Consider the following 20860-nt stretch of genomic DNA (forward strand, 5'->3'; position numbering starts at 1 on the left):
CTTATTCGATCTTAAAAATAATATTATCGTCATTCTCCAGAAAATAAACCCGCTCGAAAGCGGGTTTATTTTGTTCTCATGAGAGCTTAAATATTCGGATATGAGAACTTGCGGAATATATTCCTCATTCGCAAGATTACCCTAACATTACATGTTAGGGTAATCTTGCGCAAGGACTAGCCGAATTACATATTCGGATACTAATTACATGTTAGGGTAATTAGGACCACCGCCACCTTCTGGTGTTACCCAGGTGATGTTCTGAGACGGATCTTTAATGTCACAGGTCTTGCAGTGCACACAGTTGGCTGCATTGATCTGGAAACGTTTTGAACCATCATTATTTTCCATGATTTCATAGACACCCGCCGGGCAGTAACGCTGCGCCGGTTCATCCCATTTAGGCAGGTTTACTTCAACCGGAATAGAGGCATCGGTCAGCTTTAAATGCGCAGGCTGGTTTTCTTCATGCACGGTATTCGATACAAATACAGAAGATAAACGGTCAAAAGTCAGCTTGCCATCCGGTTTTGGATAGTTTGGCTTGAAGCTTTCAGCGGCTTGGGTTTTCAGTGCGGCATGGTCTTGCACCAGATCATGCAGGGTAAATGGTACTTTGAACACGTTCTGGTCGATAAAGTTAAATGCACCACCCATCCATTGACCGAACTTGTGCATCGCCGGGCCAAAGTTACGTGAATTGTATAACTCTTCTTTGAGCCAGCTGTTGTTGAACTTGTCGGTATACGCGGTGAGTTCCTTAACAAAGAAATCGTCACCCTCAACCACACGTGCAATCGCCAGATCACCGCCTTTTTCCACACCAGCCGCAATCGCTTCAAATACCGCTTCACCGCAGAGCATGCCGGATTTCATTGCGGTATGTGAGCCTTTGATTTTGGCAAAGTTCAGGAAGCCGGCATCATCACCAATGAGTGAGCCACCCGGGAAAGTGAACTTCGGTAACGAGTTAAAGCCACCTTTGGTCACGGCACGGGCGCCATAAGAAATACGCTTGCCGCCTTCTAAATACTGCTTGATTAAAGGATGGGTTTTCCAGCGCTGCATTTCCATGAATGGATACATATGCGGGTTGGTGTAGGACAGATCCACGATCATGCCCAAAGTCACTTGATTGTTTTCAGCATGATACAGCCACCAGCCGCCTGAAGAACCGGTTTCATTCAATGGCCAGCCGGCGCCGTGCATCACCAGACCCGGTTTGTGCTTGGCAGGATCAATCTCCCAGAGTTCTTTAATGCCGATCCCGTAATGCTGTGGATCTGCATCTTTGGCCAGATTGAATTGTTCAATCAGACGTTTACCGAGGTGACCACGACAGCCTTCAGCAAAAATCGTATATTTGGCATGCAGTTCATAACCCGGAGTAAAGTTATGCGTCGGTTCGCCATCTTTACCAATGCCCATGTCACCGGTCTGGATGCCTTTTACCGTACCATCTGCATGATACAGAATGTCTGAGGCGGCAAAGCCCGGGAAGATTGAAACTTCCAGTTCTTCTGCTTTTTGGCCTAACCAGCGCACCACATTGCCGAGCGAGATGACGTAGTTGCCATCATTGTGCATGGTTTTTGGCACCATCCAGTGTGGTGCTTCTTGTGATTTTTCATCTGAAAGCAGGAAGAAGGTTTTATCTTCAGTCACCGGCACATTGAGCGGCGCACCTTGTTCTTTCCAGTCCGGGAACAATTCATTGATGGCACGCGGTTCTAGCACAGCACCAGACAGAATATGTGCGCCAACTTCGGAGCCTTTTTCTACGACACAAACGGACAAATCATTTAAGTTGTTTTCAATTGCAAGTTGACGGATTTTGATCGCAGCAGATAGACCCGCAGGGCCTGCGCCGACGATGACGACGTCAAACTCCATCGATTCACGTTCGATGTGTTCCATGTAGGACTCCTCATATTACTATTCGGTGGCAACCATAATCGGATGATTGGGTGCTGCCATAAGTGTTCTTGGTTCCTAGACACAAAAATACTGGTGTCTTTGATAATCTGGGCTAGTATAGTTTTAAACCGAGTTTTAGCCAATTGGCTGAAACATATTATTTTTCCGTCATTAAGGTCTTCTTTTATGGATAAGCCAGTACCCAGCAAACATCTGACGAAAAAAGTAACTTCTCCTGATGATAAAAATTTAATGGATATCGCGCAATACTTAAAAGATGCACAGGGCGGTCACAAAAGGTCAATTCCCCCTTTGGAGCAATGGCAGCCAAAGCATTGTGGCACAATGGATCTGAAGGTTTTGGCCAATGGAGAATGGTGGCACGAAGGTCAATTGATCAAACGCCAAGCCATGATTGACCTGTTTGCAACCGTCCTTTGGAAAGAGCAGGGAAAATTCTACCTAAAAACACCGGTAGAAATGATTGAAATTGAAGTGGAAGATGAACCTTTATTGGTCAATCAGGTCGATCAGGTCGAGATTAATGGACTGAGTTATTTACAACTGGGCACCACAACCCAAGACCTGATTATTGTGGATGCTGAACATCCGATCTTTATGCGTGAATATAAAGATGAGTTGCGACCTTATGTGCATGTACGTTTTGGAATCAATGCCCTGATCCAGCGTGCCGCATTTTTGCATCTGGTCGAGATGGGAGAGCTTGATGAAAATCCGGCAGGTGAAGCCGTTTTAAGTTTGAAAAGTGGCGATTTAGACTTGCATTTGAGCACCTGAGGTTTAAGCTTGGTCGCTAGAGTTTTTGACACCGCAATTCAGACCGTTATGAGCGCCATTCAACCCATTTCTCCGCTATTAGACCCGATGCCCAACGCAACAGCAGATGCGCCGATTGGTATTTTTGACTCGGGCGTAGGCGGCTTGTCAGTGGCTCTGGAAATTGCCCGCCATCTGCCGAATGAACGCTTTGTCTATTATGCCGATACTGCACATGTGCCTTATGGCCCGAGAGATGATCAGGAAATCCGTAGCCTGACTGCTCAGGCGATTGAATGGCTGTATCGTCAGGGCTGTAAAGTGGCAGTCGTGGCTTGTAATACGGCCTCTGCCTTTAGTCTGGATTATTTGCGTGACTATTATGGCGAGAACTTTCCAATTATCGGTTTGGTGCCAGCACTTAAACCTGCAGTCTTGAATACCCAGTCGAAAACAGTTGCGGTCTTGGCAACACCGGCCACTTTTCGCGGGCAACTGATTAAAGATGTGATCTCCCGTTTTGCCGAACCGGCTCAGGTTAAAGTCCTGCCTGTGACCAGTCTGGAACTGGTACCTTTTGTTGAGGCTGGAGAGCAGATGAGTGAAGCCTGTCTGCAAACATTAATAGAGATTTTACAACCAGTTGTGGATCAAGGCGCTGATTATTTAGTACTGGGATGTACGCATTACCCCTTCCTAAAAGCGTCAATTCAGTATATTTTTGGTCAAAAGCTGACATTAATTGACTCAGGATTCGCAGTTGCGAGACAAACGGCCCGAATTTTAATTAAAAATGAGTTATTATTTGAGCATGAGCGTAAAGAAAGCGTGAAAATTGAATTGGTGGTGAGTGGGCAGAATGCTGAACAGCTCCGGCCGGTTTTGCAGCACCTGATTCCTGCCGGTTTAAAATGGCAGATCAGTAATATGAGTGCAGTTTAAAACTCATTTTTATAATTTTAAAAGAACGATATTTTTTCATTTTGGGGTGGTCATATTGTGTCAAAATGCATGAATTCATGCATTTTTTATGCAAATGTACAGGAGAAGAGGATAGCCCATGCTGGATAAACGATACCAAGTGTTCATCTCAACCTCTGGGGCAGAAATGCAGCCGGAACGTATCATTTTGTCTCAAACATTAGTGGGTATGGGGTTCTTCTCTTGGGGACTGGAACAGCGTACGCCGCTGAATACTGCTTTTTCACGCCGCCAGATTGATGATTGTGACTATGTAGTGATTTTGCTAGGCAGTCAGTATGGGGAACAGTCTGTCTCGGGTGTCGGTTATATGCACCTCGAATACATCTATGCAGTGACCAAGCAAAAACCGATTATTGTGTTTATGCATGACGATCCGGCATCACGTGAAAGCTCATTACATGATACCAAGCCGGAATTACGGGAAAAGTTTAAGGAATTCCGTCAATTATTGCAGCAGGAAGTAGACCAGGTCTTTACTTATCGCAGCTTGCGCGATCTGGAAATGGCAGTACGTTTTAATATGCCGCAAATGCTGGAGCGTTATCCGGTGACCGGATGGGTGCGTCCGCAAAATACCCAGGCGCTGCATGACGAGATTGATCAGCTTAAGGCTAAAGTGAGCCAACTGGAGCGTGATGGTGGAACGGCGGAAATAGATCCGTTCCTGAGCCTGCCTAAAGTATCCATGCATGAAGTTTTTTCTTTTGAATACCGGATGCAGGCTTATCAGGATGGAAACTTTAAGGAAATTAAAGTTCAGAAGAAGCTGACTTGGGCGCAATTATTGGCCCTGCTGGGCTCTACCTTTGTGAACCCGACACCGGAAGAGTTTTTCTCCAAGCGGATGAATGAATATTTAAATGAAAACGGTCTGGAAGATGCACGGGCAGAAATGCCACGTGCACATGCCGTGGCTCGTGCCCAGATGAATATTCGTGCCTTGCATAGCTTGAAAATTCAGATGCGCCAGAATGACTGGATTGTGCCATCAGGTCGGGATGACCGCCAGCGCATGCTCTGGCAGATTACGCCGAAAGCTCAAAAATTACTGGACAGCAGTTTGCTGGATTTAGATCGTACTTTTCAATCTAAGTCAGTGTATTAATCCATATAGAGAATCAATCAAAAACTGTTAAAGTACAGGGGTTGATACCATGACGGATAAACTGAATGTCTTCTCCTGCTAAAGCTAAAGTGACGATTATATTGGCCAACTTGGGTACGCCAGATGCGCCCACGATTCCAGCAGTACGCCGTTTCCTGAAGCAGTTTTTGTCTGATCAGCGGGTGATTGAAATTCCGAAACCCATTTGGCAAATAATCCTGCGTTTATTCATTTTGCCATTTCGGCCTAAGCGGGTTTCACAGGCCTATGCACAGGTCTGGGGAGAGGATTCACCGATGCGTGAAATCCTGTTGCAGCAGGTCAATACAGTCAAAACCCATTTGACCCAGCTCTATCCGCAGTTTGAGTTGAATGTGGTGCCAGCAATGACTTATGGCAATCCGAATATTCAGCAGGTTTTGGCCAGAGTGTCTGAACAGCCGCAGGACCATGTGATCTTATTTCCACTATTTCCCCAATATTCTGCTACTTCGACTGCACCTCTCTATGATGCCCTAGCAAAATGGGTAGTGAAGCAACGCAATTTGCCTGGTTTGAGCATCATTCGTGATTATTATCAACATCCTTTATTTATTCAGGCTCTGGCGCAAAGCGTGCGTGACTATCAGGCAGTGCATGGTCAGCCGGAAAAACTGTTAATGTCTTTTCATGGTATTCCGCAGCCTTATGCCGACAAAGGCGATCCTTATGCCGATCGTTGTCGTATTACCGGACAATTGGTTGCACAGGCGTTAGGGCTGAGTGCAGAGCAATATGCGATTAGCTTTCAGTCACGTTTTGGCAAACAGGAATGGATTAAGCCCTATACCGATGTTGTGCTGGAAGACTGGGCCAAACAGGGGGTGAAATCCGTGCAGGTGATGAGTCCGGCATTCTCGGCTGACTGTCTGGAAACGCTTGAGGAACTGGCCATAGAAAATGCCGAAACTTTTAAATCTCTGGGGGGAGGCAGTTATCGTTATATTCCTGCTTTAAATAGCCGTGAAGATCATTTGCGATTGCTGAACAGTTTGCTACAGGCTAATCTGGAGGCATTGACACAAACGCTTGCTCATTAATTTTTCCGAGGTTTTTTGCCCTATGTTACAAGTCAAAATTGTTCCGGTTACTGCCTTTCAGCAAAACTGTTCGATCATTTGGGATACGGACACGAAAGAAGCCATTTTGATTGATGCAGGGGGCGAAGCTGAAAAACTCAAAGCTGAGGTCGAAGCTCTGGGCTTAACCGTGAAAGCTTTATGGCTGACCCATGGACATCTGGATCATGCAGGTGCAGTAGGCGCCTTGAAAAAGGCCTGGAATGTACCAGTAATTGGGCCACATAAGGAAGATGCTTTCTGGCTGGACATGATTCAGGAGGTTTCAGCGCGTTATGGTTTTCCTATTCCAGAAAAAGTTGAAGTGACACAATGGCTAGAAGGGGGGGAAATACTGAAGCTCGGTAATGAAGAATTTGAAGTGCGTTTCGCGCCAGGGCATACCCCGGGCCATGTGATGTTTTATAATAGCAATCATGCCCTGTTATGGACGGGCGATGTGCTGTTTAAAGGCTCGATTGGCCGTACGGATTTCCCGCGTGGCGATCATCAGCAGCTCTTGGATTCAATTCAGCGTGAATGTTTTAGCCTGCCGGATGAAACCCAGTTTATTTCAGGACATGGACCGATCAGCACCATTGGTTTTGAAAAGCAGCATAATCCCTTTATTGCAGGCAAAGCGGGTTAAATATCGACGTGAATCAAAGACCAAGTATCCTTGGTCTTTTATTTTGAAAATGGATCACTGCTAAATTGACGAGTTTGCATGTGAATTAGCCATGCCATAAAAGCAAAAAGCACACCCAGTACAATAAACAAGCTATCTTGTTGGAAAATACCGACTCCCAGAGAGAGAAGTGCCAGTAGACCCACCCCAACTAATATGACTTTTAAAATAATATAGCTCATATTATTGCTCTAAAAATAATATGAAGATTTAAAGTAGAACAATAATGCTAAGGCACGATGAATGGTGTTAATTCGTGTTGGCTTTTCAGGGTGATTTTATAAACTTTATGTGATTTTTGGCTAATTTTCTACATAGTCTTCAGTTCAGAAATATTTTTTTACTGCACAGAACTTCTAATCCTCAGAAGTGTCCGCCTGCGGTGCATCTTGAGTGGGCAAGCTATATTCTTCATTGGCCCATGCACCCAGGTCAATCATCTTGCAGCGTTCTGAACAGAAAGGACGGAAATCATTCTCTTCCCAAGTCGTCAGTTTGCCACAGCGCGGACAGTTTAAAGTAGTGGGCATGAGATCAACTCCAAAGAAAAATAAAGCTTCGATTAGGCAAATATAGCCGCACTTGGTAGACTTATGCGGTTTTTATTAGTTTGATCTGATTATGCCGATTCGTCAATTTCAAGCACAGCGTATGCATGCACCCCGTGATTTTCAAAGCATCAGTCCTGAAGCGGTCTGCATCGAAGTCGGGGCGGGTAAAGGCAAACATGCTTTGTTATTTACCAAGACCCACCCCGATACTCAACTGATTGCGATTGAACGTACCCGCGAAAAATTCCTGGCCATGCAAAAACAGCACGGGATTGAAGGTCAGGCCAATTTACAGACCGTTCATGCCGATGCTTTGCCGTGGATCGTGCATGCATTGTATCCAGAGCAGGTAGAACAATTCTTTATTTTGTATCCAAATCCTGAACCGCATAATCCGGCGCAGCGCTGGGTCAATATGCCATTTTTTGAGTTTTTACTTTCCCGTTTAAAGACGGGTGGAACCATTACACTGGCCAGTAATATTCCTGCCTATATCGAAGAAGCAGAACAGCAGGCAGAACAACTGTGGAAATTACCTTTTATTAAAGAAGTTATTGCCCAGGATTCAGCACGCACCCATTTTGAAATTAAATATCTGGAACGTGGAGAATTGTGTCAGCAACTTATTATTACTAAACCTGAAGCTTATGTGACACGGTTTGATGATTTCCAGCCTTTGCAAGGGCAGAATGCTAGCGTCGCGGAATAATCAGATGAGCAAACGTATTGCCATTGTTGGCGCTGGTCCTGCCGGGTTAATGGCCGCAGAAGTCCTTAGTCAGTTTGATTATGAGCTGCACGTCTATGAGCAAAAACCGTCTGCTGCACGTAAATTTTTGATGGCAGGCAAAACCGGCCTGAATATCTCTCATGCAGAACCGGTTGAGCAATTTGTGCAGCGTTATGATCAGGTGGACTGGTTGTCGCCATGGGTCAAACAGTGGGATGCTGTCTGGATTCAAAACTGGATGCAGGAACTAGGCATTGAGCCTTATATTGGTTCATCCGGCCGGGTATTTCCTACAGAGATGAAAGCTGCTCCCTTGCTGCGTGCCTGGCTCAAGCGCTTGGCCAGTCATGGCATCCAGTTTCATTACCGGCATAAAGTCAGCCGACTGCATCAGCAACAGCTTGAGCTGCACGATCTAAAAAATAATGAACTTCGCACTGAGAAATTTGATGCAATTATTTTGGCCTGTGGCGCAATATCCTGGTCAGAACTGGGCAGTGACGGCGCATGGCAAGCCTGGTTAAAACCCGATGAAATTGAAGTTTTTCAGGCCAGTAATGCCGGGGTGGAATATCCGTGGTCCACATTTATGCAACCTATCTTTGGTCAGCCTTTAAAGCGTGTAGAAGCCTGGGTCGGGCAAGGTGAAAAAACCACGGGTGACATTGTGATCAGTCATTATGGGCTTGAAAGTGGTTTGATTTATAAGCAGGGAAGAGGTTTACGCGAACAGCTAAAACAAGGTCAGCAAGTGCAACTGAGTCTGGATTTATTTCCTGACAAAAGTGTGGGGCAATTGGCGAAAAAATTACAGCCGACTAAGAAGCAGTCTTTAAGCAATGTTTGGCGTAAAGCCGGATTGGATGGTGCCAAAGCGGCTTTAGTGCGTGAACTGGTGGCCAAGACTTGGTGGCAAGATGCTGCTGAATTAGCCAAGCAGATAAAACATTTGACCATTCCACTTACAGGCTTTCGTCCGATTGAAGAAGCGATTAGCTGTGCAGGTGGCGTCAAGCGTGAAGTGCTGTCGGAACAGCTGCAACTTAAATCCAATCCGTATGTATTTCTTTGTGGGGAAATGCTGGACTGGGATGCACCGACTGGAGGTTATCTGCTGACAGCCTGTTTTGCTACAGGCCGGGCGGCAGGTCAAGGGGTGCATCAGTTCCTAAAGGCCAGCTAAGTCATTTTATGCTGAGGGAGAAAAAGCCCTTATTCTGAAATGCAGACCAAGCCTGGACAGTATCATGCTTATTCAAGGTGCCTGTATGCACCCATTGAGCTTAGATATTCGCTGTGTATTTTAGTCAAGCTGGGTGCAAGCAATGAGCTCCATGGAATTAACTGGCTGGGCGGGCAGGTGCTGTGTTGGCATTCAGATCCGGATATTGCGAACGCCAGCGTTCTAGTTGCTCTTGCGCATGCAGATATTTCCCTAAACCTTTGACACTTTCACTGGCCTCATTCACTGTTTTGGTTTGAGTCTCAGGACTATTTACCAATTTGTCCTGATGTTGCCAATATTGATACATCATGCCCTGAATATAACGGCCCTGTTCGGTTTTCAGTTCTAAATCCTTCAGCATATTCAGGGCTGACTGTACATGATCGCGCTGGCGTTGCTGAATAAACTCCGGACTCAAGCTATCTTCATCACGCATGCTGTTTAATTCTTTTTCCAGCTCCGCACTCATTTCCTGAAAACGTTGCTCATAATCGGTCAGTACTGCAATATCATGTGGATCCTCAGTGGTTTTGGGAAAGTCTTTCAGCGGCTCGGTTTTCAGTTCCTGCATCACCTGATCTGAAGCCGTGCTGTCTGCAGCCGGTTCGGTACTTTCCGATGTTTTCTGGTCACATGCCATGAGCAGCATGACTGCTGCAAACAGGGCAGTGCGTGTCATTCCTGATATTTTATGCATGATTGACTCCTGTTTTTAATTAGTTTTTTTAAATACGTATATATGGGTAATATAAGGAAAATCAATCATTTCCTCTATACCTTTGGCTGTATAGTCCCAGATAATCTGTTCAAACTGTTGTTTGAGCTGTGCTTGCCGGGATGCCGGCATGGCTGCAATAAAGCTGGTCGAGAGTAGCCGTTTTGATACCACCTGCTCCACACTGCCATGGTGTTGCCGGGTCATGCTGGTTTCTGCATACGGCTGAAACAGGGTTTGTTGTTCAAACACCTTGCGCCACGCTCCACTATGATAACGCGGGGTATCACCTTCTAATGGGGCGATACAATCTGCCAGTGCCTGAACCCAGTCTACCCGGGTATCCCGCTGATTCCAGACCAGAACCAGATAAGCATCGGGTTTTAGGACTCGGTTGAGTTCCTGTAAGGTCTCTGCATTCGCAAACCAGTGAAATGACTGTGCACAAAATACCGCATTCAGGCTATGATCAGGCAAGGGGAGTTGATGGCTCAGGCCTTCAACAGCCTCAATGTCCGGATGGGCCAGTTTTAATTGTGCCAGCATTTCCGCAACCGGATCGACAGCGATGATGTTTTTACTGAGCGGGCGTAAATAAGGAATAAACTTGCCGGTCCCACTGCCCAAATCCAAAAGACGCGCATCGACAGGCAAAGTCAAAGTATCGGCCAGCCACTGACTGATCTCTGCCGGATAATCGGGACGCACTTGCTGATACAGCTCGGCAGATGCACTAAAACCCCGTTTTGCTGCCGGATGTAATGATTGTGTCATATTTTGCGCTTTTTAATCTTTTTGATCGATATAAAATAGCATATTCACTTTTTTGACAGCATTCATTGATTGAATTGTTGTGGAAGGGTTCGATTTACCAGCACGGGAAAGTTATGGACAAGCAGATTGTTTTTGAAGATGAGCATATACGCGCGATTTTTATGCCGGGGTCATCTTCAGAATTGATTTTTTCATTTGGCGATTTGATTACCCGTGCCAAGGGCCTCAACATCAATGCAGAAAAGTCGCTACAGAAATTTGAATTCAATGTTCTGGGTATTATGCCCAAGCACAAATCCTGGTTCCCGCAAGGTTCCATGTGGAACATGTTAGAGGCAGTGGCTGAACTGATTGCGCCGTTTCAGCAGCGGGTTGCCTATGGCGGCTCGATGGGTGGCTATGCCGCGATCAAGTATTCCCGCGCCTTAGGCGTGCAGCGCGTGGTGGCGATGGTGCCGCAATATTCGATCAATCCGGATGATGTACACGATGCCCGCTACAATATGTTCTATCAACCAGAGCTGAATGCAGGAATGCGGGTTGAAGCCGAAGATATCGATAGCACGTGCGAATATATTATTGTTTATGATCCGTATTGTGCCGAAGACCGTGCGCATTATCTGAAATTACAGGCCCTGATTCCGCAGCATCATGTGCTGCATTTGCCATTTACCGGACATGATGCCATTGCCGTTCTGGCCAGTTCCGAATTGCTGTATGACTTTTTGGTACATGATTACGAACCGAGTTATTTTTACCAGAAAATGCGTCGGGTCAAGAAAAACAGCAAGTTCTATTATCGCAAAGTCATTGAAAATGTTTTGCCACGCCATCGTATGGCCTTGGGGCGTATCCTGAAAAATAATGATCTGCAACTGGATAATCAGTTTTTTGATGCCAGCCAGAAACAGGTGATCTTAAGAGAATTATTGCGAAATAAACAGGTCGATCAGCATGACCTGCTCAAGCTCGGCATTCATGTCAATTTGCCGCAGGAAAATCGTCAGTTGCTTCTGGATCAATATGGACATGGTCTGGTATTTAATGTCATCAGTCATAAAATCGAAAGTTATGCAGAAGGCGCGATTGCCCTGAACCATAAATTCCTGATTCCGATTTATGCCAAAGGCAATGGCCTATTGAGCATCAGCTTGAATGATGAGCGTTATCTGGTGGTGATGAATGACCGGCATGTCATGAAACTGATCAAGGAGCAGGATGAACTCAGTCTGGGCATGCACCCGATTCTCATGAAACGTTATAGCGATTATTATATGTTCAGCTATAAGCACTTGAATTTAAGTACCAATGAGTATGGCGCTGCGGCCTTTATCGATGAAAGTGACAAAAATACGCAGTTTGTGACGCACAATGAGATAAACTAGCTTTATTTTTTAATAAAAAACAATTACTTGACATGTGATTGGCTAGGCATAATATAGAGATAGGCGGTACAAATAATATCCACCCGTACTGCTCCCGATAGTTGAAACGAACCAGGGGGTCTCTATATGATGCAATCTGCCCAGATGATACAAGTCTGTTTCATGGTCGGTTTAGCGCTGCCCAATCTGGCACATGCAGAAAGTGTACATCCAGCCGTGATTATGATGAGTGCATCGATTATTTTCATGATCATTCTGGCGGTGTATGTGATCTATAAAATCCGGCGTTCATTGCGCAATCATCTCGATAAACCGCTAGATTAAGATTGGCAGAGCGGAAACTGCTTGAAAAGCCTCAATGACTTGTTTTAAATGATAAAGATCAATGGTTCAACAGGATTGAGGGAACAGCCATGAAAGCCGTTTATTTAGACTATGCTTCTCTAGACCAACAGGATTTGGACTTTCAGGCACTGCATGCAGCCTTTGATCCGCTTGTGTTGTATCCAACGACTTCGGCTGCCGAGATTGCTTCCCGTGTGGCCGAGGTTGAAGTCATTATTAGCAATAAAGTGCTGATTGATGCTGCGACCATTCAGCACTGTCCTGAACTGAAACTGATCCTGATTTCTGCGACCGGCAGCAATAATGTCGATCTGGCAGCAGCCAAAACACACGGCATTGTGGTCTGTAACTGTCAGGCCTATGGAACGTCTGCGGTTGCACAACATACCTTAATGTTAATGCTCAATCTGGCCACTTCATTTCTGTCTTATCAACGTGCGTTACAACAAGGCCAGTGGCAAAAAGCCAGCCAGTTTTGTTTGCTGGATGCGCCAATTGTCGAGCTGTCCGGAAAAACACTGGGCATTGTCGGTTATGGTGAACTGGGCCATGCGGTGGCGAAACTGGCTGAAGCTTTTGGCATGAAAGTTCTCATTGCTGCGCTGCCAAACCGTCCAGCAGATGCATCCCGTGTAGCATTTGCCGAGTTGCTTGCTCAAGTTGATTTTCTCAGTTTGCATTGTCCACTCACTGAAGACACCCGACATTTGATCAGTCATGCTGAACTCGAAGCCATGAAGCCAAGCGCATTTTTAATTAACTGTGCGCGTGGCGGAATTGTCGATGAAGCAGCCTTGGCGCAGGCGCTGCGTGAAGGTCAGATTGCCGGTGCAGCGACTGATGTTTTAACGGTTGAGCCACCCAAAGAAGGCAATATCTTACTTGATGCAACAATTCCAAACCTGATTGTGACGCCGCATAATGCATGGGGCAGTGTTGATGCACGGCAGCGCATTGTGAATCAGATGGTCGAAAATGTTGAGGCTTTTAAAAATGGCCAGCCAATTCGACAGGTGAATTGATTTTAATCCTTCTCTTGAAGTGAATATTTTTTGCTGAAAGATAAATAAAAAGCCCATGACGGGCTTTTCTTATAAATCAGTCACTGCATAACTGGTGGCAGTGCCGGAACCGGATTGAGGCTGCATCTGCGGTGTTGTGGTTTGCTGAGGCGCAGAGGATTCACTCAAAGGCTGTTGCACAATCGGTGCTGCTTGTTGAGGGTTGGCGCGCCACACTTCTTTGGTTTTCTGGATTTTCTGATTGGTTTGTTGGGCTGCTTGCGTAGCTCCCTGATCGACTTTTTGTGCGGTTTCTGAAGCCGCTGCCTTGGTATTTCCCCAAGCACGATCTACACCTGGTTTGACTTTGGCAATGCCTTTTTCAGTCACTTCACCGACTTTTTCTGCGGTATTGATGACGCCTTCCTGAGCTTTATAGGCAAAGACATGCAAAAGATTTGGATTGGTGCCATATGGCGCAATAGGTTTGCTGGTTTGTGCTTCTGATTCGGTTGCAGCTTGTGTCAATACCGGAATGCAGATTAAAAATGCAGTGCCGAGAATAATAGATTTTTTCATCATCATAATGTGATCGACCTCGAAGTAGTCAAATAGCGATCTTTTGTTTGATTTTGAGTGTAGCGGATAATTTCACGAAAACAATGAAGATCTGATGGATTCGCGAGCACTTCCAAGAAGTACAATTTAGCTTTTTTGTAATGAAAGACGGCGCGGTGAGATATGAAACCGGTTTTTATTTATTTTAGATAAAGAATTGCCCCATTTTCTGAATAAAAACAGGGCAGGATGCTTAGTCACATTGAGTTAATGCATCTTTGGCAAAGTGATGGCGGAGTGAAATAAAGTTTTTTTGTACATTTTTGGCATGTAGATCAAACTTTTGTGCAGTGCTGGTGCCGTCGCGCTGGAAAGTTGCTGAACCTGCATCCATCAGGGTAAGGCCTTTAAATGACCATTGTTCAACGACACGGTTATTGCCAAGATCACCGGTAAATTCAATCACGCATTTGTCGAGGAACTTGGTCAGTTTTGCCTTGTTGTTGGTAGTTTCTGGAGATACTTCGAGGTTTTGTACTTCCTGTAAGACGCCAACTTCAAGCTGCGGGATTTTTGGTGCAGATGTACAAGCTGTAACTGCGATACTCGCAAGACCCGTCAAAATAAGAGCTTTAAATTTCATATGATTCTTTCTTGTTGAGTGTTGTTAGGTTGAGTATAGGGAATCTAAATGAAAAATCCTATTATTTTAGTTTATCCATTCAATAGATTCTCTTAAGTGTTCATAGTCTGCAACTAGTTCTGAAATTGAGCATTCTGGATTAATTAAAGCAGAATTGAATTGCTGCCATTCCTGTTCTTTTTTAGAGTTAAATCCATAGATCGATTCAATATCACCTTTTTTCCAAATATAGATTCTTTTCTCTTTAAGTGCATTATGAACATCTTGTATTAACTGAGCAGCATGAGGTAATGAAGCAATAAAAGTATACTTTTTTGCTTTTATTGTAGATAAAGCCTGTAAGTTAGCAGTCTGTTCTACGGATAATTCTAGGTTAGGATGTTCTCTATTTTCAAAAATAAATTTTCTAAATTTATCAAAACATTCTTGGCTTGATTCATCTATTAAATTCCACTGTGCACAATTACCTACAAAATCTAAATCTGCAATAATTCGAGTTGGAATGCCAAGGGCTTCAATTACTCTTTGCATAAGTATTAGATTTTGTTTTCCTTGTACTGCCACTAAAGCAAGTTTTCTTAAATGAAATGGACTAGCATTTATCTTAGAGTAAATGCTAGGTAGTACACGTAATTCAGTTTTACCTTCTACGAGTAAAACTTCATCACAAAAGAAAATCTGTGAAGCATTGTTTAATTTGAATGTTTCATCCAATTGAGAATAGTGCTGTTCATATAGTTCGGAGATAATTGTTGAAATAGGTTGTCTAGCTTGAGTTCCTAATTCACTAGTCTTGAAAATTTGAACAGCATTCATAGCATGTTGTGCTGATAGAAGGCTTGCAGAGTGAGTAGAGAATACTACTTGGAAGCCTGCTTGAGCCAAAGTCATGAATGCATCACGAACTAATTCTATTGTAGTAGTGAACCGTACCGGGTTTGTCGGAGAGTCAATATTCTGAGAGACTATCCCGATGACAAAATTAAAATATACCCCTGAAATCAGAGAAAGAGCGGTTCAATTATTGATTGAATCTGAAAAAGATTATCCTTCTACTTGGGCTGCAATCACAGCAATTGCGCCTAAGATCGGTTGTACTCCTGAAACACTTCGTGCCTGGCATCAAAAGCATTTAGATCAGCAAAATCCTATTAAAGTACAACAGATATCTGATCAAGAAAAAATGAAGCAAATGGAACGTGAAATTAAAGAATTAAAGCGTGCCAATGAAATTCTACGTAAAGCAGCCGCTTTTTTCGCCCAGGCGGAGCTCGACCGCCCATACAAATAATGGTGGATTTTATCCATAACAATAAAGATCGATATGGTGTTGATGCGATTTGTAGGTTTTTACCGATCGCAGCTTCAACCTATTACCGAACTTTAGATCTCGCTGACAATCCAGAACATCGAGCGAAACGAGATCTACATGATGAGCATCATGCTGAACAAATTAAACGAATTTGGAAGGAAAGTTCAGGTCGATATGGTGTACGTAAAGTCTGGCAAAAATTAAAACGTGAGGGTTATGTTATTGCACGTTGTACAGTTGCTCGATTGATGCAAAAGCTAGGTATACAAGGTGTTTGGCGTGGTAAGAATAAACAAACCACCCGTAACCGAGATGACCAAAAACGGGCAGATGATTTAGTGAAACGTAATTTTAATGCTGATCATCCAAACCAACTATGGGTGGGTGACTTTACCTATATTCAAACTCATTCAGGCTGGGTATATACCGCATTTGTTATTGATGTGTTCTCACGAGCAATTGTTGGATGGAAAGTATCTACACGGATGAATACAGATATGGTGCTCGATGCATTGGAGCAAGCATTGCACGATCGAGGCATGCCAAAGAATGTGATTCATCATTCCGATAGAGGTGTTCAATATCTTTCTATTCGCTATACCAATCGTTTAGAAGCTGCAAATTTACGAGCATCAGTCGGTACAACTGGTGATTCATACGATAATGCTCTGGCTGAAACGGTGAATGGCTTATACAAAACAGAGGTGATTGAATATTTAAAAGCAGATTGGCAAGGTTTAGCAGATGTACAACTTGCGACACTAAACTGGGTAGATTGGTTCAATAAAAAGCGTGTACACAGTGCACTGGGTTATGTATCGCCTTTTGAGTTTGAAGCAATGTACTATGATAAGATTAACCCGTTAGGTCAGGTGGCCTAACTTAAATAAAAAAGTCTCCGACAAACCCGGTACGGTTCATAGGGTGTAGATATAACTCCGGTTCGTCTATACAAAAGATCGTATTTGATCTTCTTAAATTGGGGTTCTCTTGTTGAATAGATGCAAGATAGCGAATGAGAGCCATTTGTATAGATCGTTGAGTTCCATGACCAAAATTTGAAAAATCTCTTTCAGTATCCTCATTTTCAAATACTTTTAATGTGCCATTTTTAAAAATATCTTCAATTGTAGGTGTTGGAAAATGAAGTTTAACGCTGATATCTGGGAAAAAATTATTAAGAATTTGATTGATGCCTGAATCTACAGTTGATAAATCAGTAATTCGATTCGGGCTATCAAAAGCTAATAGTTCTGATACTCTAGATAAACTATTGGTGAAATCTTCATGATAATTTTGCTGTATTGTTTCTGAAATCAAACTTAAAAGTTTAGCAATAGCTGTTCCGCTTTTATTCTTTGTAGAATCCTCATTGGCATCTGTCATAGCACCGATATGAATGAAGGTTGGGAATAATTTTATAATCGCTTGATCAATACCTGCAGGATTTAAATTCCAAGTATTTCCATCAAATAGCTTGATTAAAATTTTCTGCCGACCTTGTGTATCGAGTTGAGAAATACGTTGAATTCTTAAATTTTGATTTTAGATATATGGTCTTAATCTTTCAGCATGGTCGTCATCAAGAAGCTGCAAATTATCTTCTGTTAAATTGGTTAGTAAGGCTGAGACTATAATTGGTTGAGTTGCATCATTCGCATTATTAGAGTAATTAAAGGAACGAGCATTAGTAGCTTCCAATAAAAATTTAATAGCTAAAATAATATTGGATTTCCCAGCATTATTGTAACCAATTAAAGCTGAAAAATTATTCAAAATAATCTTAGTATTTTTACATGATCTAAAATTCTTTATTTCTAGTTCTTTAATTATTACGCTCATTGTTTTCCCCATTAATTTTTTATTATTTAAATAGAATTAAAAAACCCCACTAACTTATAGCGGGGTTTTGTTTAAACTTCAAGCAATTAAGGCTTAGTGCTGCAACACCGAAATATCAGCCACTTTTGTGAACAAGTCACGAAGTTGAGCAAGCATCAACAAACGGTTTGACTTAAGCGCAGCATCATCAGCCATCACCATTACACCGTCAAAGAACGCATCGACTGGCGCACGAAGTGCAGCTAAAGCAGACAAGGCAGCAGTGTAGTCTTTGGCAGCAAATAACGGCTCAACTTGAGGCGTGATTTTTGCAAGTTCAGCGAACAATGCTTTTTCAGCATCTTCAACCAGGTTTGCTTCAACAATTTCACCTTCAGGTGCAGCTTCTTTTGCAAGAATATTGGCAACACGCTTGTTGGCAGCAGCAAGGGCAGCAGCTTCAGGCAAGGCACGGAAGTGATTTACTGCATTTACACGCTTGTCAAAATCAAGAGGGGATTTTGGTGAAAGTGCTTGAACAGCTTGAATCACATCAACTGCAACGCCTTGATCTTCGTATTTGGCACGGTAACGACCTTCAAGGAATGCAACAGCATCGTTTAAAGTCTTCTCGTGATCTTTCAATACATCGCCATAGGCAGCAAGTGCAAGTTTGATCAGATCTTCAATGGATACATCAAGCTCGTTTTCAGTCACAAGACGCAAGATGCCAATTGCAGAACGACGTAGTGCAAATGGGTCTTTAGAACCTGTAGGTGCTTGACCAATACCGAAAATACCTGTGAGCGTGTCTAAACGGTCGGCAAGGGCAATGGTTGTACCTGTTTTAGTTTTCGGTAAAACGTCACCCGCGAATTTAGGTAAATACTGCTCACCTAAAGACTCAGCAACTTCATCATTTTCGCCTTCAAGACGTGCGTAGTATGTCCCAGCGATCCCTTGAAGTTCAGGGAACTCACCCACAAGTTCAGAGGTTAAGTCACATTTTGCAAGAAGCGCTGCTTTTTCAGCGTCTTGAGCATTTGCACCCGTAATAGGCGCTAAAGCAACAGCCAATTTTGCAATACGTTCAGACTTGTTCCAAAGCGTGCCCAATTCTGCTTGGAACACCATGTTCGCCAATTTCTCTTTACGAGAAGCAAGCGGTTGTTTTTGGTCTTGCAGGAAGAAGAATTCAGCATCCGACAAACGTGGACGAACCACTTTCTCGTTACCTTCAATAATTTGTGTCGGGTCTTTCGACTCAATGTTCGACACTGTAATGAAGTACGGTTGCAGTTTATTGTCAGCATTCACTAAACAGAAGTACTTTTGGTTGTCCTGCATGGTGGTAATTAATGCTTCTTGCGGAACAGCAAGGAAGCGTTCTTCAAAGCTGGCACGAAGCGCAACAGGCCATTCAACCAATGCTGTTACTTCGTCACGAAGGTCACTTGGTACAATTGCAATGGCATTGACTTCATCAGCCAACGCTTTCACTTGTTGGTCGATAATGGCTTGACGTTCTTCAAAAGAAGCTACAACGTGCGCTGCTTTTAATTTTGCTAAGTATTCGTCAGCATGCGTTAAAGTAATCGCTTCAGGTGCGTGGAAACGATGACCATAAGTCACGTTAGCTGCTTTGTGATCCTGAATGGTTGCATCAACAATATCGTTGTCTTTCAGCAATACCACCCATTTTACCGGACGTACAAATTCAGTACGGCTCGCCGCAGAACGCATGCGTTTTGCAATTGGCAGGTTGTCCAAGGCATTTTGTAAAATTTGCGGGAGTAAAGCGTCTAGGCTTTGACCTTTCACGTCTTTCAAGTAGCACACTTTTTCAACTTTACCGGCTTGGAAAGTCGATACTTGATCAACCGTGATGCCTTGACCACGCATAAAGCCTTCAAGCGCTTTAGTCGGGTTGCCTTCCGCATCAAAGGCTGCTTGCTTTGCAGGGCCGTCGAAACGTTTTTGCGTGTCAGCTTGCGCGCCGTCAACATTTTTAATTTTTAATGCCAAACGACGTGGTGCTGCATAGGCTTCGATAGAATCAAAAGCAAGACCAGCATCTTTTAAGCCTTTTACGGTTTCTGCTCGCAATGCATCACGTAATTTTTTTAAGCTTTTCGGTGGAAGTTCTTCACAGCCTAATTCGAACAAAACGGTATGTTTAGACATTATTTGCTCTCCTTAGATTCAACTTTTGCTTCCGCTTCAACTTGTGCTTTTAACTGCGCTAACACTTCATCACGAAGCTCAGGTTCAGCCATCGGGAAGCCCAATTTCGCACGCGCTGCCACATAGCTGTTTGCAATGGCACGTGCCAAAGTACGCACACGTAAAATATAACGTTGACGTTCAGTCACCGAAATCGCACCACGTGCATCTAATAAGTTAAAGCAGTGTGAGGCTTTAATCACTTGCTCATAAGCAGGCAATGGCAGTTCAGCTTCGATTAAACGTGTTGCTTCAGCTTCGTAGAAATCGAACAACTCAAACATTTTTTCAACGTTTGCATATTCAAAGTTATAAGTTGACTGCTCAACTTCATTTTGATGGAACACATCGCCATAAGTAACCGTACCGAACTGACCTTTGGTCCAAACTAAATCGTAAACCGAGTCTACACCTTGCAAGTACATGGCAAGACGCTCAAGACCGTAGGTGATTTCGCCTGTCACTGGGTAGCATTCAACACCGCCCACTTGCTGGAAATAAGTAAACTGCGTCACTTCCATACCGTTGAGCCAGACTTCCCAGCCTAGACCCCAAGCGCCGAGGGTTGGCGATTCCCAGTTGTCTTCGACAAAACGAATATCGTGTACCAGTGGATCGATCCCAATCGCTTTAAGCGAGTCAAGGTAGAGCTGTTGGATGTTGTCCGGGTTTGGCTTCAGTACCACCTGGAATTGGTAATAATGTTGCAGACGGTTCGGGTTTTCGCCATAACGGCCATCTTTCGGACGACGTGACGGCTGAACGTAGGCTGCGTTCCAGGTTTCAGGCCCTAAAGCACGAAGGAAAGTCGCTGTATGGAATGTTCCTGCGCCCATTTCCATGTCGTAAGGCTGTAAAATTACACAGCCTTGCTCCGCCCAGTAAGTTTGTAAGGCAAGAATTAAGCCTTGGAAGGTATCAATATGCGATATGGCGCGACTCATGGTCATCCACTTAAAATTAGAGAAAAATTGTGCTCAATTATAAGGACTTTGCAGGGGAGTGGCAA

23 protein-coding genes and 1 other annotated feature are annotated in these 20860 nt (G+C 43.9%); of the genes, 11 read left to right on the top strand and 12 right to left on the bottom strand.

The features are described 5' to 3' along the window. Nucleotides 1-204: 204 nt before the first annotated feature. A complete protein-coding gene (locus tag FTT73_RS00600; protein WP_005095364.1) occupies nucleotides 205-1917 on the bottom strand; it encodes an electron transfer flavoprotein-ubiquinone oxidoreductase in 1713 nt (570 codons plus the stop codon). 186 nt (nucleotides 1918-2103) lie between these two features. Here FTT73_RS00600 and FTT73_RS00605 point away from each other — a divergent pair, with 186 nt between their 5' ends. The 5 genes from FTT73_RS00605 to FTT73_RS00625 all read left to right on the top strand — a co-directional run bounded on the left by FTT73_RS00605 (nucleotide 2104) and on the right by FTT73_RS00625 (nucleotide 6529). Beyond that, nucleotides 2104-2715: a DUF1285 domain-containing protein gene (locus tag FTT73_RS00605; protein WP_005095365.1), complete on the top strand. Its 612-nt coding sequence runs from the start codon at nucleotides 2104-2106 to the stop codon at nucleotides 2713-2715. A 48-nt stretch (nucleotides 2716-2763) separates the two neighbouring features. Further along, the gene (gene murI, locus FTT73_RS00610; protein WP_159516188.1) at nucleotides 2764-3636 is read left to right on the top strand and encodes a glutamate racemase; all 873 of its coding nucleotides are present in this window, start codon (nucleotides 2764-2766) and stop codon (nucleotides 3634-3636) included. Nucleotides 3637-3754: 118 nt separating this feature from the next. Next, on the top strand, nucleotides 3755-4783 hold the full coding sequence (locus tag FTT73_RS00615) for a DUF4062 domain-containing protein (RefSeq protein WP_005095369.1): 1029 nt from the start codon (nucleotides 3755-3757) through the stop codon (nucleotides 4781-4783). A 65-nt stretch (nucleotides 4784-4848) separates the two neighbouring features. Next, nucleotides 4849-5862 carry a ferrochelatase gene (gene hemH, locus FTT73_RS00620; protein ID WP_180185885.1) on the top strand — a complete coding sequence of 338 codons (1014 nt, stop codon included), beginning with the start codon at nucleotides 4849-4851 and terminating at the stop codon, nucleotides 5860-5862. 22 nt (nucleotides 5863-5884) lie between these two features. Next, nucleotides 5885-6529, top strand: a complete 645-nt coding sequence (locus tag FTT73_RS00625; RefSeq protein WP_005172933.1) for an MBL fold metallo-hydrolase — start codon at nucleotides 5885-5887, stop codon at nucleotides 6527-6529. Nucleotides 6530-6567: 38 nt separating this feature from the next. Here FTT73_RS00625 and FTT73_RS00630 read toward each other — a convergent pair whose 3' ends face one another. Continuing rightward, nucleotides 6568-6750: a hypothetical protein gene (locus FTT73_RS00630; RefSeq protein WP_005095373.1), complete on the bottom strand. Its 183-nt coding sequence runs from the start codon at nucleotides 6748-6750 to the stop codon at nucleotides 6568-6570. 174 nt (nucleotides 6751-6924) lie between these two features. Further along, nucleotides 6925-7098 carry a DNA gyrase inhibitor YacG gene (locus FTT73_RS00635; protein ID WP_005095374.1) on the bottom strand — a complete coding sequence of 58 codons (174 nt, stop codon included), beginning with the start codon at nucleotides 7096-7098 and terminating at the stop codon, nucleotides 6925-6927. 85 nt (nucleotides 7099-7183) lie between these two features. Between FTT73_RS00635 and FTT73_RS00640 the strand changes: the two genes are divergently transcribed. Both FTT73_RS00640 and FTT73_RS00645 read left to right on the top strand, forming a co-directional pair. Then, complete coding sequence (locus FTT73_RS00640) at nucleotides 7184-7828, top strand: SAM-dependent methyltransferase (protein WP_171255765.1); 645 nt, start codon at nucleotides 7184-7186, stop codon at nucleotides 7826-7828. Between the two features lie 4 nt (nucleotides 7829-7832). Further along, complete coding sequence (locus FTT73_RS00645) at nucleotides 7833-9032, top strand: TIGR03862 family flavoprotein (RefSeq protein ID WP_005095377.1); 1200 nt, start codon at nucleotides 7833-7835, stop codon at nucleotides 9030-9032. Nucleotides 9033-9189: 157 nt separating this feature from the next. On the opposite strand, the gene FTT73_RS00650 is transcribed toward FTT73_RS00645, so the two are convergent. Both FTT73_RS00650 and FTT73_RS00655 read right to left on the bottom strand, forming a co-directional pair. Then, nucleotides 9190-9771 (bottom strand): hypothetical protein, encoded by a 582-nt coding sequence (locus FTT73_RS00650; protein WP_005095379.1) that lies wholly within the window; start codon nucleotides 9769-9771, stop codon nucleotides 9190-9192. 15 nt (nucleotides 9772-9786) lie between these two features. After that, the gene (locus tag FTT73_RS00655) at nucleotides 9787-10563 is read right to left on the bottom strand and encodes a class I SAM-dependent methyltransferase (RefSeq protein ID WP_100355485.1); all 777 of its coding nucleotides are present in this window, start codon (nucleotides 10561-10563) and stop codon (nucleotides 9787-9789) included. Between the two features lie 113 nt (nucleotides 10564-10676). Between FTT73_RS00655 and FTT73_RS00660 the strand changes: the two genes are divergently transcribed. From FTT73_RS00660 to FTT73_RS00670, 3 genes are all read left to right on the top strand, one after another. Then, on the top strand, nucleotides 10677-11948 hold the full coding sequence (locus FTT73_RS00660) for a hypothetical protein (protein WP_180085897.1): 1272 nt from the start codon (nucleotides 10677-10679) through the stop codon (nucleotides 11946-11948). Between the two features lie 126 nt (nucleotides 11949-12074). Further along, entirely contained in the window at nucleotides 12075-12272 is a 198-nt protein-coding gene (locus FTT73_RS00665) for a hypothetical protein (RefSeq protein ID WP_005172920.1), read from the top strand. Between the two features lie 89 nt (nucleotides 12273-12361). After that, nucleotides 12362-13315 carry a 2-hydroxyacid dehydrogenase gene (locus tag FTT73_RS00670; RefSeq protein WP_180190858.1) on the top strand — a complete coding sequence of 318 codons (954 nt, stop codon included), beginning with the start codon at nucleotides 12362-12364 and terminating at the stop codon, nucleotides 13313-13315. Between the two features lie 69 nt (nucleotides 13316-13384). Here FTT73_RS00670 and FTT73_RS00675 read toward each other — a convergent pair whose 3' ends face one another. The 3 genes from FTT73_RS00675 to FTT73_RS00685 all read right to left on the bottom strand — a co-directional run bounded on the left by FTT73_RS00675 (nucleotide 13385) and on the right by FTT73_RS00685 (nucleotide 15386). Continuing rightward, complete coding sequence (locus tag FTT73_RS00675; protein WP_159516195.1) at nucleotides 13385-13879, bottom strand: hypothetical protein; 495 nt, start codon at nucleotides 13877-13879, stop codon at nucleotides 13385-13387. A 226-nt stretch (nucleotides 13880-14105) separates the two neighbouring features. Continuing rightward, the gene (locus tag FTT73_RS00680) at nucleotides 14106-14495 is read right to left on the bottom strand and encodes a hypothetical protein (RefSeq protein ID WP_005095392.1); all 390 of its coding nucleotides are present in this window, start codon (nucleotides 14493-14495) and stop codon (nucleotides 14106-14108) included. 66 nt (nucleotides 14496-14561) lie between these two features. Continuing rightward, nucleotides 14562-15386: an ATP-dependent endonuclease gene (locus FTT73_RS00685; RefSeq protein ID WP_180190859.1), complete on the bottom strand. Its 825-nt coding sequence runs from the start codon at nucleotides 15384-15386 to the stop codon at nucleotides 14562-14564. Nucleotides 15387-15468: 82 nt separating this feature from the next. Between FTT73_RS00685 and FTT73_RS00690 the strand changes: the two genes are divergently transcribed. After that, nucleotides 15469-16688 (top strand): IS3 family transposase gene (locus FTT73_RS00690; RefSeq protein WP_180190860.1). Its coding sequence is split into 2 segments (ribosomal slippage): nucleotides 15469-15745 and nucleotides 15745-16688, totalling 1221 coding nucleotides; the frame shifts between segments, so codons are not numbered across the junction. Next, nucleotides 15744-15860, top strand: a sequence feature (AL1L pseudoknot). (Overlaps the previous gene by 117 nt.) Nucleotide 16689: 1 nt before the next feature. On the opposite strand, the gene FTT73_RS00695 is transcribed toward FTT73_RS00690, so the two are convergent. The 4 genes from FTT73_RS00695 to glyQ form a co-directional block, all read right to left on the bottom strand. After that, nucleotides 16690-17193, bottom strand: coding sequence for an AAA family ATPase (locus FTT73_RS00695; RefSeq protein WP_373686425.1), 504 nt, complete (start codon nucleotides 17191-17193; stop codon nucleotides 16690-16692). 159 nt (nucleotides 17194-17352) lie between these two features. Beyond that, nucleotides 17353-17649 carry an AAA family ATPase gene (locus FTT73_RS00700; protein WP_180190861.1) on the bottom strand — a complete coding sequence of 99 codons (297 nt, stop codon included), beginning with the start codon at nucleotides 17647-17649 and terminating at the stop codon, nucleotides 17353-17355. Between the two features lie 93 nt (nucleotides 17650-17742). Beyond that, nucleotides 17743-19812: a glycine--tRNA ligase subunit beta gene (gene glyS / locus FTT73_RS00705; protein WP_180190862.1), complete on the bottom strand. Its 2070-nt coding sequence runs from the start codon at nucleotides 19810-19812 to the stop codon at nucleotides 17743-17745. Continuing rightward, nucleotides 19812-20795 carry a glycine--tRNA ligase subunit alpha gene (gene glyQ / locus FTT73_RS00710; protein WP_005095400.1) on the bottom strand — a complete coding sequence of 328 codons (984 nt, stop codon included), beginning with the start codon at nucleotides 20793-20795 and terminating at the stop codon, nucleotides 19812-19814. Before glyQ ends, glyS begins: the two co-directional genes overlap by 1 nt. Nucleotides 20796-20860: the final 65 nt, after the last annotated feature.

It is taken from the genome of Acinetobacter sp. YH01006, assembly GCF_013420445.1.
GTDB lineage: Bacteria > Pseudomonadota > Gammaproteobacteria > Pseudomonadales > Moraxellaceae > Acinetobacter > Acinetobacter pseudolwoffii.

What these genes read in the sequence shown, in the direction of transcription:
- FTT73_RS00665 (WP_005172920.1), top strand. Translation starts at nt 12,075, where the DNA reads ATGATGCAATCTGCCCAGATGATACAAGTCTGTTTCATGGTCGGTTTA.
- FTT73_RS00600 (WP_005095364.1), bottom strand. Translation starts at nt 1,917, where the DNA reads ATGGAACACATCGAACGTGAATCGATGGAGTTTGACGTCGTCATCGTC.
- FTT73_RS00680 (WP_005095392.1), bottom strand. Translation starts at nt 14,495, where the DNA reads ATGAAATTTAAAGCTCTTATTTTGACGGGTCTTGCGAGTATCGCAGTT.
- FTT73_RS00695 (WP_373686425.1), bottom strand. Translation starts at nt 17,193, where the DNA reads ATGACAGATGCCAATGAGGATTCTACAAAGAATAAAAGCGGAACAGCT.
- FTT73_RS00645 (WP_005095377.1), top strand. Translation starts at nt 7,833, where the DNA reads ATGAGCAAACGTATTGCCATTGTTGGCGCTGGTCCTGCCGGGTTAATG.
- FTT73_RS00660 (WP_180085897.1), top strand. Translation starts at nt 10,677, where the DNA reads ATGGACAAGCAGATTGTTTTTGAAGATGAGCATATACGCGCGATTTTT.
- FTT73_RS00630 (WP_005095373.1), bottom strand. Translation starts at nt 6,750, where the DNA reads ATGAGCTATATTATTTTAAAAGTCATATTAGTTGGGGTGGGTCTACTG.
- FTT73_RS00675 (WP_159516195.1), bottom strand. Translation starts at nt 13,879, where the DNA reads ATGATGATGAAAAAATCTATTATTCTCGGCACTGCATTTTTAATCTGC.
- glyQ (WP_005095400.1), bottom strand. Translation starts at nt 20,795, where the DNA reads ATGAGTCGCGCCATATCGCATATTGATACCTTCCAAGGCTTAATTCTT.
- FTT73_RS00615 (WP_005095369.1), top strand. Translation starts at nt 3,755, where the DNA reads ATGCTGGATAAACGATACCAAGTGTTCATCTCAACCTCTGGGGCAGAA.
- FTT73_RS00605 (WP_005095365.1), top strand. Translation starts at nt 2,104, where the DNA reads ATGGATAAGCCAGTACCCAGCAAACATCTGACGAAAAAAGTAACTTCT.
- FTT73_RS00650 (WP_005095379.1), bottom strand. Translation starts at nt 9,771, where the DNA reads ATGCATAAAATATCAGGAATGACACGCACTGCCCTGTTTGCAGCAGTC.
- FTT73_RS00635 (WP_005095374.1), bottom strand. Translation starts at nt 7,098, where the DNA reads ATGCCCACTACTTTAAACTGTCCGCGCTGTGGCAAACTGACGACTTGG.
- FTT73_RS00685 (WP_180190859.1), bottom strand. Translation starts at nt 15,386, where the DNA reads ATGACTTTGGCTCAAGCAGGCTTCCAAGTAGTATTCTCTACTCACTCT.
- FTT73_RS00655 (WP_100355485.1), bottom strand. Translation starts at nt 10,563, where the DNA reads ATGACACAATCATTACATCCGGCAGCAAAACGGGGTTTTAGTGCATCT.
- glyS (WP_180190862.1), bottom strand. Translation starts at nt 19,812, where the DNA reads ATGTCTAAACATACCGTTTTGTTCGAATTAGGCTGTGAAGAACTTCCA.
- FTT73_RS00670 (WP_180190858.1), top strand. Translation starts at nt 12,362, where the DNA reads ATGAAAGCCGTTTATTTAGACTATGCTTCTCTAGACCAACAGGATTTG.
- FTT73_RS00700 (WP_180190861.1), bottom strand. Translation starts at nt 17,649, where the DNA reads ATGAGCGTAATAATTAAAGAACTAGAAATAAAGAATTTTAGATCATGT.
- FTT73_RS00625 (WP_005172933.1), top strand. Translation starts at nt 5,885, where the DNA reads ATGTTACAAGTCAAAATTGTTCCGGTTACTGCCTTTCAGCAAAACTGT.
- hemH (WP_180185885.1), top strand. Translation starts at nt 4,849, where the DNA reads ATGTCTTCTCCTGCTAAAGCTAAAGTGACGATTATATTGGCCAACTTG.
- murI (WP_159516188.1), top strand. Translation starts at nt 2,764, where the DNA reads ATGAGCGCCATTCAACCCATTTCTCCGCTATTAGACCCGATGCCCAAC.